Origin of the sequence: Leptospira perdikensis (genome assembly GCF_004769575.1) — a bacterium.
Taxonomy (GTDB): Bacteria; Spirochaetota; Leptospiria; order Leptospirales; family Leptospiraceae; genus Leptospira_A; species Leptospira_A perdikensis.
Window position 1 is genome coordinate 1 of the sequence record NZ_RQGA01000019.1, and the last position, 18786, is coordinate 18786.

Consider the following 18786-nt stretch of genomic DNA (forward strand, 5'->3'; position numbering starts at 1 on the left):
ATTGTAAAAGCTAAGTCCTAAATGACTTAAAACCAAACAACCATTGTTCACTCATAAACCTCGCTATCTCTAGCGAGGTTTTTTTATGTCTGAATCATTTCGAATGGATGCCTCCGCCTTTGGCGCTTCACTTGACTACGCATATACAAGTTCTCACCAAAGATGAAGAATATAAATTCTGGCTGGATCTAATTGTTTTGGTAGGTTTTTTTCCAGGATCATGTCAATAAAAATAGAATTCCTGCCCAGTCTTTGCGACACAATGCCCAAGATTGGAAGTTAGTTATCGTTAAGGTGACTCTGTTTTATTTGAAATGGTTATTAACCGTTAGTCGAGTCTCTACCATGTTGGTACTGTTCTATGGAGTAGAAGGCTGTAATAAAAATATTCAATGAACTTTTAGATTCTGTTTTCCTATCTATCATACTCCTGTTCGCCAATAATTATTTTCTGATAGTTTTGTATAATTCGAAGTATACGAAAATATTTCTATGATTCCATAGGACAGATAGTAGTTTTCCACATTTGCGGAAATCCACTATTTTGAAAGAGTTTGTGTTATGCGAAAATGCAATTATGAAACGAACAATTTACCTTGCATTCAGTTTTCTCCTATTGACGATTCAATGTGCGAATCTTCAAATGAGATCAGAAGATCGATTTCACAATCTTTATTACCAGGTTGCAATAGGTAATACGGAAAGAGTAAAACAACTAATAACTTTAGGATACGATATCAATAGTCCCGAAGACACATTTGAAAGACTAACACCTCTTATGATTGCTTCTAAAGAAGGTCACACGGAAATTGTATCACTATTAGTTTTCATGAAAGTCCAATTAGATGCAAAAACTAGAAATGGACACACTGCCCTAATGATGGCATCTTATAACCGTTATCCGAAAATAGTTAGGATATTACTTGATGCAGGAGCAAATCCTAATTTAGCCACGAATGAGGGACACACTGCCTTGTCCGAAATTCTCTTTTCCGAAAGAGAAGAGATTGTTAGGTTATTGATGGAGAAAGGAGCTAAATGAAAGTCCTCAATTTTTCACCGATTTTATTCATTTCATGTTTGTTTTTATTGTTGTTTGTTAGATGTTCCAATTCATTTTCCAATCAATCGTTCGATAGTTGCCGGAAAAAGTGTGTTGCGGACCAATCACTTTGTTATATGATCACTATGCAAAGTTCCGCTACAAATTCCAACCAAGTGAATCTTACCTGTCCTGCCCTTTACATGGGTTGTTACTCCAAATGTGATTCGAAATATCATTCATCCTCATCCCACTTTACTTCCTCCAATCGGCCAGGGTCAGGTAGTCGCTCTGGAGGTGGTGGCCATTCCTCTTCGGGAGGAGGAGGTCATTCCTCATCAGGTGGAAGTGGCGGTGGTTCAAGTGGAGGTGGTCATGGAGGAAGTGGGCATTGAGAAATTTGATCCTATCATTCTAAATCGCCGAAGAAGGGATTTCCTCTGCTGAATCTTGATCATCAAATGATAGTGATGATAAGTTGAAATAATCAAATGCGATTCAGTAGTTTCTTGGTTCAATGCCGTTCCAAAAATTGATTCGCAAAAAAATAATGGGACTTATACAGATCCAGAATCACTTATTTATTTTTTTGGGGAGAAGCGATTTCCAAACTCTTTTTTTTGGCTTTTTTCTTTCCTGGTAGAGATTTTTGATTGTACTCGAGAGATAATTGAATCCAATATCCAATTTCTTTTTTTGTTTTTATATCTTCTTCCTTAACGAAAACAAATCCTTTCATCAGGTGTCCGTTATGGATCATCGGGCGCGCCTTTTTCTTCGATAGAATGGATTCAAAAGTTTCAGGATCGATTCTGCACATGATTTCATCACTTCTGACGCAGATACACATTTTACCGTTTACCATAAAACATAAGCCACCAAACATTTTTTTCTCTTCTACATTTGTTTGTCCTTCCATAGACTTCCGAACTCTATCTAATAATTTTTCATTGATGGCCATATGTTTGAAAGGAATAGAATCTATTTCGAGAAATGTAAACTTTTTTTAAAAACGGGAAACCTCGTTGAGATGATTGTTTCGCATTCGCGAGAGGGATAGTAAGGGCGCGTGAGCGGTCGCGCTTAGCGACCGAAGCCCTGGATAGCCCGACCCCAAATGATAAATTGAATTGATATTTGGCAATGTATGGAATCATCAAGACAAACTAAATTTTTGGGGGCTCGCCCACAATTAGCTAATTCACACAAAGGGGTTCAAATACGGTGGAACTGGTGAAGAGGGTAGTCTTAACAAGTTAGTTACAGAATGGATTCCAGTAATTTGCAGTGAGGTTCGTTCGACCTTCTTTTATAAAGGAAACCAATTACCTTTGTTCGATTTGTCGTCACGTTACTGAAATCGCTAGAGATTTTGACTGATGGCTTTTAAGGTTTTATTTTTTGATTTAAAATGGAATGTTAATTTCTCAGACTTTCTCTTTCTTGCCCCGCAACCAGTAATACCGAAATACACCGATGCAAGCAAAGAAAGCGCAGACAAAAATTCCCGTGGTAGAAAAAATCCCAACGATATCTTTTGCGCTGAAAATATCGATTGGATGTGGGCCGAATTGTGAAAGTAATGGATTGAGTATCCCCACCCAGACCACAAACACAAACATTAATGCGGAACCGCGGCCAGCCCAACGTCGAATGATTGTTGGATCGCCTGGTTCCATTTTTCCCCGGACGACTATATAGTCCACTAACAGACTTAATGTGATTCCAAGAAATATCCCTTTGATGAGTCCCAGAATTCCAGAGATGGTGAGTAAGGAAAAAAACGACAAGACCATTAGAAACAGGAATACAAGAAGGATCGTCAGTAGGAATGGTCCTCCCACTCGGGCGGCAGGCAAAGATCCCGATCCTAGTTCGATTGAAGAAAAGGCGCTGGCAAATCCACCAAACCCTGCGATGACTTCTGCTGCCAACGAAAAGAGAATGCTAAAGATAAATACGAAAATCCAAAGTTTCCGGCGCATTCGCTGATTTCATGGCCAGGACGGTTTCTCGCAAGTACTTTGTAAATGCAGAACTTACTTTCCTTATGTTTCTCCTCTTCTGCTGTTCGCTCGTAACTACCATCCTACCGAACTGATTTTTTAAAATTGATCTCTAAAAAGTTTAATCGAATTGCAGAATGAATAGAATGTGTTAAGATCCTCCCACCAAGTTTTGGGCAGGCTAAAATGATGAAAAAAATAATGAACCTTTTGTTTCTCGCCTTTCTTTTTTCCAATGTATCTCTTTCGAGTGAAACGATTCAACTTAAGTCCGGAGAAAAATGGGAAGGTTCCATCCTCGGCCAAGACAAAGATTCTGTGACAATTAAACTTGCAGACGGTAATACGAAAGTGATTTCGAAGTCGGTGATCCGTAAAGTTTCCTTTGCAAAGAAGTCCGAATCCTCTCCTCTTAAAATAGAACCTCAGATTTCGGAGAAAGAAAAGAAAATCAAAGAAGAAAAAGAACTCGCAGAAAAACAAAAACTGGAAGAAGAGAATCTCAAATCTAAGGAAGAAAAGCAGAAAAAAAGAGAGAATCAACTTTCCAATGCGAAACGACATTATCTAGAAGGTTCCTTTGGAGTCGGAAGTGGTGAGGGCCAATCAGAACTCCGTCCTTTCTTTCAAACCATTCAGGTTGCTGGACTTCTTTTTAGCAGTGGCGGTCAAGCCGAGCTCCAATCGACCCCGTATAAAAGTAAAAATCACAGTGCCACAACACGTTTGTTTTACGCTTGGGACCGGTTCACCGTTGAGGTTCGTGGAACAGAAGCGAAAGGAAATTTAGACATAGGTGGCATTCAGACTCTTGCTTACGGGAGTGGAGGAGGTTCTTCTTCTTCCTCTACTGACCGATCTGCAAATGTCCTTCTGGGAAACGGAGATACAAAGTTTCAAAAACTTTCCTCAAGGGTCGGTTTTTCTCCTTACCCACACCCGGTTTTAGACCTTCAAATTTTAGGAGGGCTAGAAAGAATTTGGACAAAGAGCCATCAAGAAGTTGATAGTGTCGGAGGGATTACTACCACTGGAATCAATCCCAACCGAGTGAGTTACCGGGAAACAAACAATTCGTTCAAAGGTTATAGTCTAGGGATTGGATTCGAATGGAAATTTTGGGAAAGGTTTACTCTACAAGGACAGGTTTTGCATTTGGATATGCGAGGTCCGTCCTCGTTTCGAAGTAACGAATTTCGATTAGATACCACTCCTTTTAGATACAATCATTATGGACTAGACTATCAATGGAAATCTACGGGAACCGAAGTGAATGTGAAATTCACAACAAAGATCAAAGGTGATTTCAGTTTATTCGTTGAAGCAAGTAACATGACCCTGAATAACAAATTACAGTCAGGTTATATAACAGAAAATGAAGGTGGAGGAAATACAGATCCATCCCAAATTTTACTAAAAGTGTATGGACCTCAAATATTAATTCCTATGTTATATGATTCTAAGACGATACTGTCATACGTTCAAGTTGGTGCAAACTATCGTTTTAATTTTTAGAATCATAAACTTGTTTTTGATTGTTCGTATATCGAACAAGGATTTAAGCTAAAAACAAATATTTGAACTCATTGCGGATAAATGTGAAAAATAAATTTGATCATATTTATCTTGTTAATTGGGAAAAGTTTCCTTCTCGAGTCTCCATTTCTCTGCGGATCTTAAAATTTCTTCCGCAAGCATTGTAAGTCCGGGGCCAGATTTTTTGCGATAACAGAGGTAAAATTTTCTTTCTACATTCCAATCTTCGAATTTAATTTTTTTTAGTTTTGGATTCATGGAATATTCAGATAAAAAACCGATTCCGAGTCCCGCTTCCAATGATTTGATCACGGATTCTACACTTCTCAATTCCATGGCAATGTTAGAACTAAATTCTTTTGAAAATGATTTGATCTTCTTTTCCACTGCCTTTCTTAGAGCAGAACCTGGGTGGAAGAATACGAAAGATTGTTTTTTTAAGTCTTCGATTCTAATTTTCTTTTTTAGAAAGATAGGATGATCTTTTGCGGCACATGGAAAGATCTGATCGGATAAAAATTCTAAAACATTCAGACTAGAGTCTGTTATAGGACCCGTCAAAATCCCTAGATCGACTTCACCTTTTAACACAGCGTTTTTCGTTTCTGTAGCGTCTCCTTCTCTGACCGAAAGAGAAAGTCCTTGTCTTGATTTTAAGATTTCCTTTAAGATTTGTGGTAAAATCCAAGCAGAAACGGTCCCTCCCGCAGAAATAGAATAGTTACCTTTTAGTTCATTTTCTTTAGAAAAGCCGTTTTGTATTTCTTCCCATAATTCTTTCATTCTAATCGAATATTGATAGAATTTTTCTCCTTCGTGTGTTAGGCGAACCGACCTTCCTCCTCTTTCCAAAACACTGACTCCTAATTCCTTTTCCAAAAGAAAAATCTGTTTAGAGAGTGCAGGTTGTGTTAATCCCAAACGGGATGCTGCCTTTTGGAATGTGCCTGATTCTGAGATTTCTAGAAAATAAACGATCTGTCTGAATTCCATACGACATATAACTTTTAGTTATACATTTTATAAAACCAATTTATTTGCATTATATCAATTAATTTGGTATCTTATTTACTAAGAGGGAAATATGGGACAAACTCTATATGACAAAATTTGGGAAAGTCATCGGATCTCGGAGAATTCTGACTCTGAATCTATTTTATACGTGGACCGCCATATCCTACATGAAGTGACTTCTGCCCAAGCATTCGAAGGATTAAGAACTAAGAAGAGGGACGTAAGAAGGAAGGATCTCACTTTTGGTGTTGTGGATCATAATGTTTCCACAAGAGATCGTAAGAACAGAGATGCAGCAGGACCTATCTCCCGATTGCAGATCGATACAATGGAGAAAAACTGCAAAGATTTTGGAATCCGTTTGTTTGGTCCGGAAGATCCTGAACAAGGGATTGTGCATGTGTTAGGTCCTGAGTTAGGGTTCACAACTCCTGGATCTGTGATTGTATGCGGAGATTCTCATACGGCAACTCATGGAGCCTTTGGGGCATTGGCCTTTGGAATCGGAACAAGCGAAGTCGAACATGTGCTTGCAACACAAACTCTCAAACAGGCGAAAACAAAATCAATGTCCGTTCGATTTGTTGGGAAACCTGGATTTGGAATCACTGCAAAAGATGTAGTCCTCGCACTCATTGGAAAGATGGGAACCTCGGGTGGAAGGGGTTACACTTTAGAATATTCAGGAGAATGGATTCGTTCTCTTTCTATGGAAGGGAGAATGACTCTTTGTAATATGAGTATCGAAGCGGGAGCCAGGGCAAGTCTTGTGGCACCGGACCAAATCACATTTGATTATTTGAAAGATAGAAAACTTGTCCCGAAAGGAAAAAGTTTTCAGGAAGCAATCGAATATTGGAAAACGTTTTTCACAGATAAAGATGCCGTTTTTGATGAGATAATAGAATTAGATATTTCTAATATAGAACCTCAAGTCACTTGGGGAACAAATCCATCTCAATCTTTATCTATCGATGGAGTGATCCCAAATCCAGAAGAATTCCAAGACAAACGTGCTAGAGAGACAGCAGAGAATGCCTTGGCGTATATGGATTTAAAACCAGGAACTCCCATTTCGGAGATCAGAATTGATAAGGTATTCATAGGCTCTTGTACAAATTCAAGGATAGAAGACTTACGGTCTGCGGCAGTTGTTGCCAAAGGAAAAAAAGTCCATCCTGGAGTGCAAGCTTTGGTGGTTCCGGGTTCAGGTGCTGTGAAACGACAGGCTGAGTTGGAAGGTTTGGATTTAATTTTTAAAGAGGCCGGATTTGAATGGAGAGAACCTGGTTGTTCTCTTTGTCTTGCTATGAACGACGACGTGTTAAAACCGGGGGAAAGATGTGCCTCCACTTCTAACCGCAACTTCGAAGGAAGACAAGGTAGAGGTGGAAGAACTCATTTAGTCAGTCCTTCGATGGCAGCTGCCGCAGCAGTGACTGGAAAATTTGTAGATGTGAGGAAATTAGCATGAGCTTAAACAATTGGACAATCCATTCGGGAGTTGCCGTTTCAATCCCTAGGGAAGATATTGATACGGACCAAATACTTCCAAAACAATTTATGAAACTCATCGATAAAAAGGGTTTTGGTAAACATTTATTTCATGATTGGCGGTATTTGGACTTAGAAGGAAAGATTCCTAATCCTAAATTCGTTTTGAACCAGGAAGGATTAAAAAATGCCAGCGTGCTCATTGCAGGAAAAAATTTTGGCTGTGGTTCGAGTAGAGAACATGCACCTTGGGCACTTTCTGATTTTGGATTCAGAGTCATTTTGGCTCCGTCTTTTGCGGATATATTTTCTATTAATTCTGCGAAGAATGGGATCGCACTTGTTCGATTGAAAGAAGAAGAAATCCATTCTCTAAATGAATGGGTTTCTAAAAATCCTGGATCTCAAATTAGGATCAATTTAGAAAATTTGGAAGTACAAGCGGGAGACCAAACATTCTTCTTTCTTTTGGATTCTGCTTCCGTCAATCGGATCCGGAATGGTTGGGATGATATTGATACCACTCTAAAAAATGAAAGTGAGATCTTCGAATTCGAACGGATACGAAAAACGGAAAAATCATTTTTGGAAGTGTTTTGGTAAACTTCCTAAAGACGGGAAGAGTGCATTGGTTGGAACAAAGTAACTGCGAGAGGGATAGTAAGGGCGCGTAAGCGGTCGCTCCTGCGACCGAAGCCCTGGATAGCCCGGCCCCAAAAATGAATCTAGTTTGAATGTATTAAAAATGAAATTCGATTCATGATTCAGAGTTTGGGGACTCGCCCAAACTAACGGCAACGAGGCGTTCGTATAATATGCATTAGGTGTTAGTTGGAATGTAATGTGACATAATCTGAACGCGAATCCAAAATCCCCCGCCCGAGTTAGGGTGGAGGGGTGTGGCTCGTGGGATGTGCGAATTTCCCCCTATCACGATTTTTCCATCCAGACAATTCCCTTCCTAAATTCCCCAATTTTATTCCAAATCTTTTCGCTTTTTCGAACCGCTTTGTCCATTTTTTTTATCTTCGTTTGATATAAAGACAAGGAGGTCGATATGACCCAAAATCAAAAAAGAAACCATCAACCTAGGAGGTTTCGAATTCTTGTTAAACTCTGTTACGGCGCGGTGATCGTTTTTACGTTGTTCCTCTTTGCTGTCGCTTTCGGAATCTGGTCTGCCAGTAACCAGATTTTATTTCCTAAGTGGAATGGGCTTAGTAAAAATTTTTTGGAATGTAGTTTTGATGGTGAAAAGGCCTGGGGTAGGTCTTGTGGGAACATTCGCCTAACAAATGAATATCGGTTTAAAGAAATTTGGATTCCATCCTTAAATGGATATGATTTGCCTGGATGGTTGGTTCCGGCTTATGAGAATGGTGGTTTGATGTCTAAGGGAGTGATCCTTCTTGTGCATGGTGGCGGATCAGATAGACGAGAACTCACACGTTTGATTCCCTTTTATCTGAATCAGGGTTTTGATGTTCTCAGCTTTGATCTATCATGTCATGGAGAGGCTCCCTGTGTCGTGCCAGGTTTGAGTTTCGGGAACCGTGAATCTAGAGATGTATTGTCTGCCTATTTATATCTATCAAAGAAATATAAGAACATTTTAATGTTTGGATCTTCCGTAGGAGCCTCTTCTTTATTGATTGCACTTCCTTTTTTGCATGGCGTGAAAGGACTTATTTTAGAAAATCCAATGATTAATTTTGATAGATTGATTTTAGATTCTCCCGAATCTGTTTCGCTACCGAATTGGATGGTCCAGTCTTTGATTGGTCTCGTCACAAGTAGAGGGAAATTTGATTCATTACTCAGTCCCGAAAATTCTTTACGATTTTCAAGTTCTGTGCCTTTATTATTGATTCATAGCAAAAAAGATTCTGTTGTTTCCTACAAACATTCAGAGTTTCTTGCAAATCTATATTCTGGCCCAAGTGAAGTTTGGTTCCCTGATTTAGGTTCTCATGGAAAAGTTTGGGATGAGAATCCAAGCGAATATGAAACTAGAGTTAGAAATTTTATAAGAAGAAATATAAATAAGTGAGACAAACCATGGAAGATTATTTGATTTTAATGCGACTCGATATCCTTACAAAAGAAGCCCAACCTTCACCTGAACAATTGCAAGTTTATATGAAACAATACCAAGAATGGGTAAACGGGATTGTTGCTAAAAAGAAGTTCAAAGGCGGAACGGCTTTGTCTACAGAAGGAAAGGTGATCCAATCAAATCATATCATCACTGATGGCCCTTTTGTAGAAACAAAAGAATCCCTTGCCGGTTTTATCATCATTCAGGCGGAGAGTTTTGAAGATGCTGTGAGTATTGCCAAAGATTGTCCGATTCTAATGGGAGAGGGAAATAGTGTTGAGGTAAGAAAAATTATGAACATACATAAAGAAGAATAAAATAATATATTCGTAATCTCTAATGGATCATTCAGATATTATACCAAATTTGTTTCGAACAGAGTATTCAAAAATTATTGCGGTTCTCTGTAAACAATTTGGGTTTTATCAGATAGAAATAGCCGAAGACATCGCAAGTGAAACCTTTTTAACTGCGGCTCAAACTTGGGGCTTCAATGGAATCCCAACAAATCCAGAAGCCTGGTTGTATGCAGTTGCTAAAAATAAAGCAAAGAATGTAATCCATAGAGATTCTATTTTCCAAAACAAAATACTTCCATTTTATCAGCGAGATCAGAATCCGTCTGGATCGGAATTGGATCTTTCGGAAGAGAATATCCAAGATAGCCAACTTCGAATGATCTTTGCGCTCTCCCATCCGTCGATTCCTACCGAATCACAGATTGGTTTGTCTCTTCGGATTCTTTGTGGATTTGGGATTGAGGAGATCGCGAGAGCTTTTTTTTCGAACAAAGAAACGATTGGTAAGAGATTATACCGTGCGAAGGAAAGGCTTAGGGAAAAAAATATAACATTGGAACTTCCGGCGCCGCATGAGTGGGACGATAGATTAACTTCTGTTCTAAGAACTATTTATTTATTGTTTAATGAGGGTTATTCTTCTTCAAGCGAGGAAAAGATAATCCGGAAAGATTTATGTTTGGAAGCAATTCGACTTTGTTCTATCCTCCTAGAAAATAAAAAAACCAATACACCTGAAGTGAATGCCCTTCTTTCCCTATTTTGTTTTCATATATCTCGATTTGATGCAAGGTTAGATTCAGATGGAGAAATGATTTTGTATGGAGATCAGAACCGCGCCCTTTGGAATACAGACTTTATTAAAAAAGGTGAGTATTTCTTTTTTCAGTCAAACAAGGAACCTATGTTTTCTAAATACCATCTGGAAGCAGCAATTGCTTATTGGCATACGGTAGCTGCAGAAACGGAACAAAAATGGGAAAACATTTTTCATCTTTATACAGGACTTTTGGAGTTGGAATCCTCACCTTTTCTTTTGTTGAATCGAGCCTACGCTCTTTTTCGGGCAAAGGGTAGGGAAGTCGCTTTAGTTGAGATAGAAAGTTTGGACTTAAAAACAAATCCTTATTATTTTTCACTCCTTGGAGAATTGTATAGGGAAATAGAACCTGTAAAAGCTAGAGAATCCTTCCAAAAGGCACTACTATTGACTAAAACTGAAAGAGATAAGGTTGTGATTCGGAAGCAATTGGCACAGTTACCAACTTAGTCATTGTGTTACGGGAAGGTTTAGATCAAATATTAAGTAGTGTCGCTAGTTATCAAATAATCCAGATAATCTTTATCTTTTTAATCGATATTCTAAACTGGACCTTCGGATGCCTAAGATTTTTGCTGCATGTGATTTATTCCCTTTTGTCTTTTGTAAGGCGGATTGGATGACTTTTAGAGCATACGCATCCATAATTTCGTGAAAATTACCTTGAATGTCAGCGGGGAAATCATCTCGTAAGAAGTGATTTTTATGATTTTGATTTTTCAGATACTCCTTAGCTAAAATAGGAAAATCTTCTAAACTAAGACCTTCTTCTTTTGTTGTACTCAATGCACGGAGTAAACTATTCTCTAACTCTCGTATATTCCCTGGCCAGGAATAATTTTGAAAAGCAGTAATCACAGCAGGAGGAATGTTTTGAATTTGGGTATTCATCTCCTTGGTAAAGGAAGATAATAAAAAATTTGCGAGTGGTAAAATATCTTCCTTTCGTTGTCGCAGTGGTAATAGATCAATCCGAAAGACATTGATCCTATAATATAAATCTTCTCTGAACTCTCCACTACGGATAAGGGCTTCCAAATTTCGATTCGTTGCAAAAATAAATCTACATTCTGCTTTCAAAAGTGTAGAAGACCCAATGGGTGAAAACTGTCTTTCTTGTAAGAGGCGAAGCATCTTCGCCTGCATCGACAGTGGCATCTCGCCGATTTCATCAAAAAACAAAGTTCCTTTTCCTGCCTTTTCAACGGCACCAGCTCTATCATTTTTTGCGTCGGTAAAGGCTCCTTTCACATGACCAAATATTTCATCTTCCCAAAGATTGGCAGGCAGAGCGGCACAATTGAGAGGAACAAATGGTTCACTAGGCCTCGATTTTTCATGTACCAAATTTGCAAAAAGTTCTTTTCCTGTTCCTGTTTCTCCATGGATAAAGACAGGGCGTGTGAGGGGAGCAATGCGTTCAATATGTTCTATAGTATTTTCCATCGTTTGACTTTTGTAAACGAGGGTTTTGTTTGCAACTGCTTGGAAAATAACCTCTCTTTCCGTTTGTGTTGTTTTTAAATCTCTAAGTTCTGCCTCTGCTTGGTTTTTGAGATAATGAATTCGGGTACGATCGTTGAGATTACGGATGAGGGCGGCAAATGGAATTCGCAAACGTTCTAAAAGCTCTACTTCATTTTCAAAAAATGGACGTTTTGATTTTTTATCTCCTAGAAATAGATAACCACAAATTTGATTTTGAAGAACCAATGCCATGACTACCCGATAACCTAAAGAAACTACTTTGGGTCTGTAACCTACTGTTCGCCTTACCAACCTAAAATAATTGGATGTAAAACTAGTTTTTTCTCTAAAAGGTATCGATGCATCTTCATCTAACAAAAAAAGCCGATCACTTTCTTTGACTAGTTCCATTGGTAACTTTCTATCTCGACTAACTCGACTAAAAACTAACCTCGATGCAATTTCTTTAATTTCAGCCGAATTTCCGCCAAAGTCATGTAAAATTAAATGGTCCTCATGGTCTACAACGGCTGCCAGGATTTTGGAAAGTCCTAAGTTTGTATAAATTGGTTTTAATAAATCTTCTAACATCTCATTCAAAGAAAAATAAGATCCTGAGGATTGTTTCAGAAAGACTTGGACAACTGCCTCTTCTACATTTGTTTTGGATTGAAAAATTAAATTTTCAAGTTTCGGATGGAGAATGCTACCGTATAGAATCCCTGCTGAAAATAATAATGAGAAAACGATTAAGTTTTTGTATGAGAATGTTTTTTCATCGCGAAAGGAATCTACATAATTGATTAAAAAATAAATTAATACACAGATGGTAATTCCAAATAACAAACGAATGCCAATTTGTAACATTGCTTCTCTTAGGTTGAGTAAGGGGTGAAATTGGATTGCGTAAATGATAAGAACAATTCCTAAAACAGAGGTTGCGGGGCCTAAAAAGAAAAACTCCCAAGATCCAAAAACTGGAAGTATGACTGAGAAAAAGACAGCAAGTACTAAATGGAAAATGATGGATAACAATAAACGAAGAATCCTATTTCTTTTCCGCGGATCATTGGTTTTCGTATACTTCCAAATTTGTAAAAAAACGCCAGAGATAATTGTGAATACGATCCAAAAACTTGTTACATAAAAGAAGGGGCCGACAATTCCTACCTGACCTCTATTTTTAATCCATAAATCTGAATAAGTGAGTGGGGCAAGGGATGCTGAAATAATTCCGAAAAAAAGAATTCTGTATTTCGAAGATTTGTTTTGTGATCCTTCCGGAAATAATTCACAAAAGATATACATTGCAGTACCTACACAAAGAACAGATATACCTGCGAGTGTAGCCACCATATAAGAAGGTTCATGATATTTCGAAAGATAGAAAGAAAGAGTATGAAAAAAATACCAGGCAAAAAGGGAAACCACAAGTCCAAGAAATGATTTACCAACTTTACCTAGATTCTCTTTTAAAAAAGTAATGACTGTGATTACGACGATACAAGTTAGAATAATAAATGCGATAAATATTCTAACTTGGTCTAGTCCCATATAATGATCAATCACCCATTACGGTATCTGTTGAAGCGCCGTGTGCTTTTTCCCATGCCGCAGCATAATCTTGTAAAACACGCAAACGTTCCTTTTTGTCGGATCCTTGGTATTCAAGTGGGGAAAATTGGGCCACATCATATCTGTTAAGTGTAATGTATGGTTCTTCCGGAAGAGGAATCCATTCTTGTAGCGGTTCAAAAGTGTCGGGGATTTCTATACCTTTGGATACCATTTCATTTAGTTTCCTTGGATCGTAAGGTAGGTTCATGCGGTGACCTCGCAAATTCCGTAAGATAAACCTACCTTCTTCAAAACCTCTGTCGTGAAAAATTGCTCCAAAAAAAGGTAAATCAATCCTTTGGGAAGTTCCTTTTTCTAGATATTTTCTCATATATACCCAATGATAAGGTGTTCCTGTTTCTTTGTCAAAAAGGTTTGCTTCAAAGATATACTGTCCTGGTTTATAAATATCGATTTCTGCACCTATCAAAAGAGATCCATTTTCTATAGATTCGCGATAATTACCTGTAAATTTTGCTGGAATGATCGGTGTTGAATTGAAAGTAAAACTAGCTTCCGTTTCTTTCAATTTGATACTTGGTGCATCAAACCGAACTTTCATCGTGAGTTCCCCCCAGTGAAGTTTTTCTCCTTTTCTCGGAATCCATGAAAAAGTATAAATACCATCATTGGCTTCAAGGTCATAACCGGCACCTGAATCGTTGTAATCAGCAACACCTACAGGTTTTTCTCCAAAGACCAAATCAGATTGGATTTCTGCAGAAAGGATTCTTGCTCGCACCGGTTTATCGGTTTTGGCATCGAATACTTGTAACCATGCAACAGCAGGTTTATCCTCTGTTACCATATACAAACTGCTAAACCATGAGAAGTAACCTTGAATTTCTCCGTTTGAATCTGGTTTAAAAATAGGAACTTTCTCTTGATTGATTTTAAATGGATCTAAAAGATCCGCCATTTTTTTAGTTAGTGGTCTCGAGTCGGAAGGATAACGGTATTCAAGTTGGTATTCCATAAAAAGTATTTTGGGTGTTGCCAATTCTGATTTTTGTAATACTTTTTCTGTTTCCAAAAAGTTCGGACGCCAGACTTTTGATCCGTCCCAACTCACTATAGAAGAATCATGAGGAATCCCTCTCGTATTTAATAACTTTTCTTCTTCTAATCTTACAGCCAGATGTTCCTTTTTATTAGAACCTAAAAAAAATAATATGAAAGCCAAAATGATAAATCCAGATACGGAACCAATACCTATCAAAATTTTTTGATTAGAAAGATACTTTTTCATAGTTTTTCCTATTATAGAATATGTATTTTAAATTTGATTTTTCGGATAAAAAATAAAAACACGAATCCAATAAAAAGAGCGAAAGGTAAATCTTTCGCTCTATCAAAATTAGAGTTATATATTTTTTAGTTTTTAATTATAAGTAACCAAGTAAACGATCTAAAGCATCTCTTGCAACAGGTTGCATGGCACTATGGTCTGCATTATATGCCCCAGAGCCCTTACTTGTGTTACAGGTAACAGCACCTTTTGTATTACAATAGGATACATGTTTTGTATATTTTGCGTTGCTACCATCTGCACAATTTGTCATCGAACCATGGGATGAATAGCCACAAGCTCCAGAAAAGTTTACGAGTTTATCGTCTTCACCTTTAATTGCAGTTGCTGCGGGTTGGGATGATTTATAACCAGCAAGACTATGTATTGTTACCTTGGAAGTGTTGTGATTAAAACTTCTTGCGGTTCCAGTTTTTAATGCTTTGGTCATATTGTTTGGTTCTCCGGCTACGGCCCAACCAAGTAAACTTAGAAGTGGGCTGATTAGAGTCGCAGTGGTTCCAATATCAGCGACTGAGGATCCACCCGCTGCACTTGCTCCGGCTACTACATAAAGTAAATTTGCTGGAGTCCCGGTTGTTGCTAGATAATACTCTGTCGCATAACAACCAGCGCTATGACAGATAATGATACAAGTATTGGATCCCGTACAAAACGAACTAATCGCACTTGCCAATTTTGTTTGTGCCCTTGTTGTTCCTGATGTACGTGGGTCCTGTGTTGAATCGTAATTTACAAAACGACTTGCTCCCCAAGCGTTAGAACGTCTTTGGTGGGCAGCACCATAGGAGTCAGAGTTTCCCCATCTGCTTGAATTTGTGTTGGCTAGACCACTGGAGTCTGATCCTTTTCCATGTACGTAAATTACGTAGTTAGCGGCAAATGCCTGGCTCGATACAAAACAAAGTAAGACCGCAACAGACAGGCCTCCTATTTTCAATTGGTTCCATAGACTTTTCATTCGATTTTCCTCTTAGTTTCGATTTTGGTAAAACACAGTGCAAAAGACGTACCAACGCCTTAAATGACCCTATTTTGCCATACTTTGGCGTTTTAGGCTGGTTTAGCGTTCTTTGAAGTGCCGAATTTTCGGACAAAGCCGAATTTTAAGGTGCCGAATTTTCTGCATCTCTGGAATTTTTAGATCTCTGATGAAGGTATGGTTTTATATTTAAGGATCAAATTGGCAAATAACATCGATAAAGTGGATCAAATCCGGAAACAATGATTGGACATTCGCATAACATAATTTTCTGAATTCGAGGCATGGATCTTGCTCTATGCCCGGTATGAAATTTACCAAAATCACTCAGATATTTTTTTTCCTAGTGTTGGCACTTCCCTTATGTTTGATCCAAATGGGATGTAATCAAAAATCAAAAGAAGATGAAACGTCAATGTTTCTTAGTGCTATGTTTTTAAACCAGATAGGTCCCATTGCCATGATCAATTTGGGCGACAGTTTGACCAATGGTGATCAAAGCGGAAGCACTCATGAATATTCTCAAGAGGTTTCCTTTCCACAACTCATCGCTAAACAAATCCGTATGAGAGGAAGTGATTTGGTTTGGAACAACCCAATACTTTATGCAACAGGGGCCAATGCTGGAACCAGAAAAGAACCAAATTTAATTCCATACAACTTAGGTGTGAACGGTCATACAACGAAAACATTGATGGGCACAGCAGCAGTTGCCAGCGGATCCAATCATATCGATAAAATACTTTCTCCCATTCCGACAATTTTAGGAAAATCAATCACACAATTGGAAGCAGCAGAATATGTAGGAAATCTTAATCCGGATAGAAGATTAATCGTGACTCTTTGGATCGGCGGAAATGATGTGTTAGGTGCAGTGACTGCCTCTAGTGGTTCTGCAATGACGACAACTTCGATTAATACTTTTTTGAATGATACGAGTGCGGAACATGACTTAACTTCTGTAAAGGCAAATTTGAATGCAACACTGAATCGTTTGAAGGTTTTACCAAAAGCTGAGATTTTTATAGCGACTTTACCTGATATTTCCGGAATAGGATTTCTTCTCACCCAATCGGATTTAACAAAAATTGCCCATACTTCGGATAATTTGAATATAACTAGTTTTGGTTCCTGTCAAGCTCTTGGTTTTGGCTCACTGATTGGAACTAGTACTGCCAATAGTCTATTAAACCAATTGGATGGAAATAACGCTACTTTAAACGCAGTCATTGGAGGTATTGCTGGAAACGATGGCACCTGTCTAACACAAGCCGAAGGAAATTTAGTTACAACTAGGGTGAATGAAATCAATACATACATACGAATGTTAGCGGAAACTAATTCGAATGTCCATCTTGTTGATATTGATGCAATGTTCAAACGTGTATTGAATCGCGAGGTAACTGTAGGTGGAAAAGTTTTGGGAAAAACAATCGGGTTAGGAGGGGTATTTAGTTTTGACGGAGTCCATCCTTCCCATACGGGTCATGGACTAATTGCGAATGTTTTTATAGAGGAAATGAATCGAACTTTAGGTTTGAACTTAGCTCTTGTTGATCTGGCGTTAATCCAGGCCACAGATCCTTATCGTGATGATGATAATGATGGATTTGCTCGAGGCCCCAACACGGCAGTGAGTCCGATCAATGCTTCCTTGAATCTACATTTCCTTGATTGTGACGATTCTAATGCAAATAAGTTTGCGAGAATTGTTCATGGAGGAGGAGGGGCCACTTCAGGAACTTGCCCTTGAGTCTGGAGGAAACTTTTGATGTATCTGATAAAATTCAGTCTGAAATATTGTGAAGAAGATCTTTTCATTCTAAAAAAAAGAATTTTTCTCCCTTTTTTTCTGAACCGAACTGAAGTAGGTTGGGACATTTAAGCGTATGAATGACAAATCCTATATAGAACTTCTGGACCAGGCAAAGTCTGGAAATCTACGAGCTTGGGCAGTTTTGCAAAATCGGTTTTCTCGTTTTGCCAACAAATTTGCATCAAAGATTTTAAATGACGAGGATCTTTCTCAGGATGTAGTCCAGGAATCTTTTTGGGATTTGTATCAAAATCTGGAAAAAATAACAACGTCAGCAGCCTTTCCTTCTCTTTTAAAGCGAGTGATCATCAAACATAGTGATCGTATCTTAAGGAAGAAGGAAAGTCAGAATTTGGTTTTTATCGATCCTTACCAGATAGACCAAAATTCTGAAGAATTACATTCTTCCTATTTAGAAAAAGAATGTTATGAAACAATTTTTAAAAATGTAAAAAAGTTGGATCTAGCAGACCAAAGGTTGATTGAACTTTATTATTATAAAAATTATTCGCTTGTAGAAATTTCAAAATCCGAAGGCAAAACCTTATCATTCATTAAAAAAAGACATATTTACGTCAAAAAAATTCTCAGGAACGGAATCGGTGAGACTTTTCGGCCGGAAGCGAATTCTAGTTTTATGATGGTCGCTTAGGGGAAATCATTTGGAAGCAACACTTGGGCATTCTAATGGACAAATTGAAAATGTATATTTGGAACAAAGAAAGGTTTTCCTTTGGGGAGAGGTAAACGATAACTCTGCAAGATATCTGATTGATCGTTTTTTATATCTTGAAGCTGTGGATCCAACAAGACCTATCACTTTATACATTCACTCACCTGGTGGGTCAACTTACGCAGGATTGGCGATACTTGATGTAATGAAGAGTCTCCACAATCCAGTTTATACTACATGTTTAGGAATGGCTATGTCCTTTGGTGCAGTTCTCCTTCTTTCCGGTAGTAAGGGATATCGTTTTGCTTATCCTCACAGTAAAGTTCTCATTCACCAACCACATGTTATGGGAGAATTTAAAGGCCCGGCTGAAGACATTCGCATTTTTGCCGAATCTGTTAAACGCGAAAAAGATTTGTTGAATGGAATTATGGCCGAAGCAACAGGACAACCTTTAGATAAACTCGCGGAAGATACCGAACGTGATACTTGGTTTTCGGCAACCGAAGCACTTGAATACGGTATCATTGATAAGATCATCGGGGTTTGATTTTAGCGAAGAGAAACAATACAAAGTGAGAATTTACAAACTTCCACCTGAGTTAGGGTGGAG

17 protein-coding genes are annotated in these 18786 nt (G+C 38.2%); 11 read left to right on the forward strand and 6 right to left on the reverse strand.

Annotated features, from left to right (window positions below; translation table 11 throughout):
- The first annotated feature begins 643 nt into the window (after positions 1 to 643).
- Entirely contained in the window at positions 644 to 1042 is a 399-nt protein-coding gene (locus tag EHQ49_RS17765) for an ankyrin repeat domain-containing protein (protein ID WP_244241543.1), read from the forward strand.
- A complete protein-coding gene (locus tag EHQ49_RS17770) occupies positions 1039 to 1437 on the forward strand; it encodes a hypothetical protein (protein WP_135581213.1) in 399 nt (132 codons plus the stop codon). Before EHQ49_RS17765 ends, EHQ49_RS17770 begins: the two co-directional genes overlap by 4 nt.
- A gap of 182 nt (positions 1438 to 1619) precedes the next feature.
- Here the strand turns inward: EHQ49_RS17770 and EHQ49_RS17775 are convergent, their stop codons facing one another.
- The gene (locus EHQ49_RS17775) at positions 1620 to 1961 is read right to left on the reverse strand and encodes a TfoX/Sxy family protein (protein WP_135581215.1); all 342 of its coding nucleotides are present in this window, start codon (positions 1959 to 1961) and stop codon (positions 1620 to 1622) included.
- 508 nt (positions 1962 to 2469) lie between these two features.
- Positions 2470 to 3027, reverse strand: coding sequence for a hypothetical protein (locus EHQ49_RS17780; RefSeq protein WP_135581217.1), 558 nt, complete (start codon positions 3025 to 3027; stop codon positions 2470 to 2472).
- Positions 3028 to 3237: 210 nt separating this feature from the next.
- Between EHQ49_RS17780 and EHQ49_RS17785 the strand changes: the two genes are divergently transcribed.
- Complete coding sequence (locus tag EHQ49_RS17785; RefSeq protein WP_135581453.1) at positions 3238 to 4563, forward strand: LA_0442/LA_0875 N-terminal domain-containing protein; 1326 nt, start codon at positions 3238 to 3240, stop codon at positions 4561 to 4563.
- A gap of 114 nt (positions 4564 to 4677) precedes the next feature.
- On the opposite strand, the gene EHQ49_RS17790 is transcribed toward EHQ49_RS17785, so the two are convergent.
- Positions 4678 to 5577, reverse strand: a complete 900-nt coding sequence (locus EHQ49_RS17790; protein ID WP_135581219.1) for a LysR family transcriptional regulator — start codon at positions 5575 to 5577, stop codon at positions 4678 to 4680.
- Positions 5578 to 5668: 91 nt separating this feature from the next.
- Here EHQ49_RS17790 and leuC point away from each other — a divergent pair, with 91 nt between their 5' ends.
- The 5 genes from leuC (at position 5669) to EHQ49_RS17815 (ending at position 10759) form a co-directional block, all read left to right on the forward strand.
- Entirely contained in the window at positions 5669 to 7072 is a 1404-nt protein-coding gene (gene leuC / locus EHQ49_RS17795) for a 3-isopropylmalate dehydratase large subunit (RefSeq protein WP_135581221.1), read from the forward strand.
- Positions 7069 to 7695, forward strand: a complete 627-nt coding sequence (leuD, locus tag EHQ49_RS17800; RefSeq protein WP_135581223.1) for a 3-isopropylmalate dehydratase small subunit — start codon at positions 7069 to 7071, stop codon at positions 7693 to 7695. Before leuC ends, leuD begins: the two co-directional genes overlap by 4 nt.
- 454 nt (positions 7696 to 8149) lie before the next feature.
- A complete protein-coding gene (locus EHQ49_RS17805; RefSeq protein WP_135581225.1) occupies positions 8150 to 9142 on the forward strand; it encodes an alpha/beta hydrolase in 993 nt (330 codons plus the stop codon).
- Between the two features lie 8 nt (positions 9143 to 9150).
- A complete protein-coding gene (locus EHQ49_RS17810) occupies positions 9151 to 9507 on the forward strand; it encodes a YciI family protein (RefSeq protein WP_135581455.1) in 357 nt (118 codons plus the stop codon).
- Positions 9508 to 9529: 22 nt separating this feature from the next.
- On the forward strand, positions 9530 to 10759 hold the full coding sequence (locus tag EHQ49_RS17815; protein WP_135581227.1) for an RNA polymerase sigma factor: 1230 nt from the start codon (positions 9530 to 9532) through the stop codon (positions 10757 to 10759).
- Between the two features lie 72 nt (positions 10760 to 10831).
- On the opposite strand, the gene EHQ49_RS17820 is transcribed toward EHQ49_RS17815, so the two are convergent.
- The 3 genes from EHQ49_RS17820 to EHQ49_RS17830 all read right to left on the reverse strand — a co-directional run bounded on the left by EHQ49_RS17820 (position 10832) and on the right by EHQ49_RS17830 (position 15663).
- The gene (locus EHQ49_RS17820) at positions 10832 to 13330 is read right to left on the reverse strand and encodes a sigma 54-interacting transcriptional regulator (RefSeq protein ID WP_135581457.1); all 2499 of its coding nucleotides are present in this window, start codon (positions 13328 to 13330) and stop codon (positions 10832 to 10834) included.
- Positions 13331 to 13337: 7 nt separating this feature from the next.
- Positions 13338 to 14642, reverse strand: a complete 1305-nt coding sequence (locus tag EHQ49_RS17825) for a hypothetical protein (protein ID WP_135581229.1) — start codon at positions 14640 to 14642, stop codon at positions 13338 to 13340.
- A gap of 136 nt (positions 14643 to 14778) precedes the next feature.
- Positions 14779 to 15663 (reverse strand): hypothetical protein, encoded by an 885-nt coding sequence (locus tag EHQ49_RS17830; RefSeq protein ID WP_135581231.1) that lies wholly within the window; start codon positions 15661 to 15663, stop codon positions 14779 to 14781.
- 319 nt (positions 15664 to 15982) lie between these two features.
- Between EHQ49_RS17830 and EHQ49_RS17835 the strand changes: the two genes are divergently transcribed.
- The 3 genes from EHQ49_RS17835 to EHQ49_RS17845 all read left to right on the forward strand — a co-directional run bounded on the left by EHQ49_RS17835 (position 15983) and on the right by EHQ49_RS17845 (position 18723).
- Positions 15983 to 17437, forward strand: a complete 1455-nt coding sequence (locus EHQ49_RS17835; protein WP_135581233.1) for an SGNH/GDSL hydrolase family protein — start codon at positions 15983 to 15985, stop codon at positions 17435 to 17437.
- Positions 17438 to 17573: 136 nt separating this feature from the next.
- Positions 17574 to 18152 (forward strand): RNA polymerase sigma factor, encoded by a 579-nt coding sequence (locus EHQ49_RS17840; protein WP_135581235.1) that lies wholly within the window; start codon positions 17574 to 17576, stop codon positions 18150 to 18152.
- Positions 18153 to 18162: 10 nt separating this feature from the next.
- Positions 18163 to 18723, forward strand: a complete 561-nt coding sequence (locus EHQ49_RS17845) for a ClpP family protease (RefSeq protein ID WP_135581237.1) — start codon at positions 18163 to 18165, stop codon at positions 18721 to 18723.
- Positions 18724 to 18786: the final 63 nt, after the last annotated feature.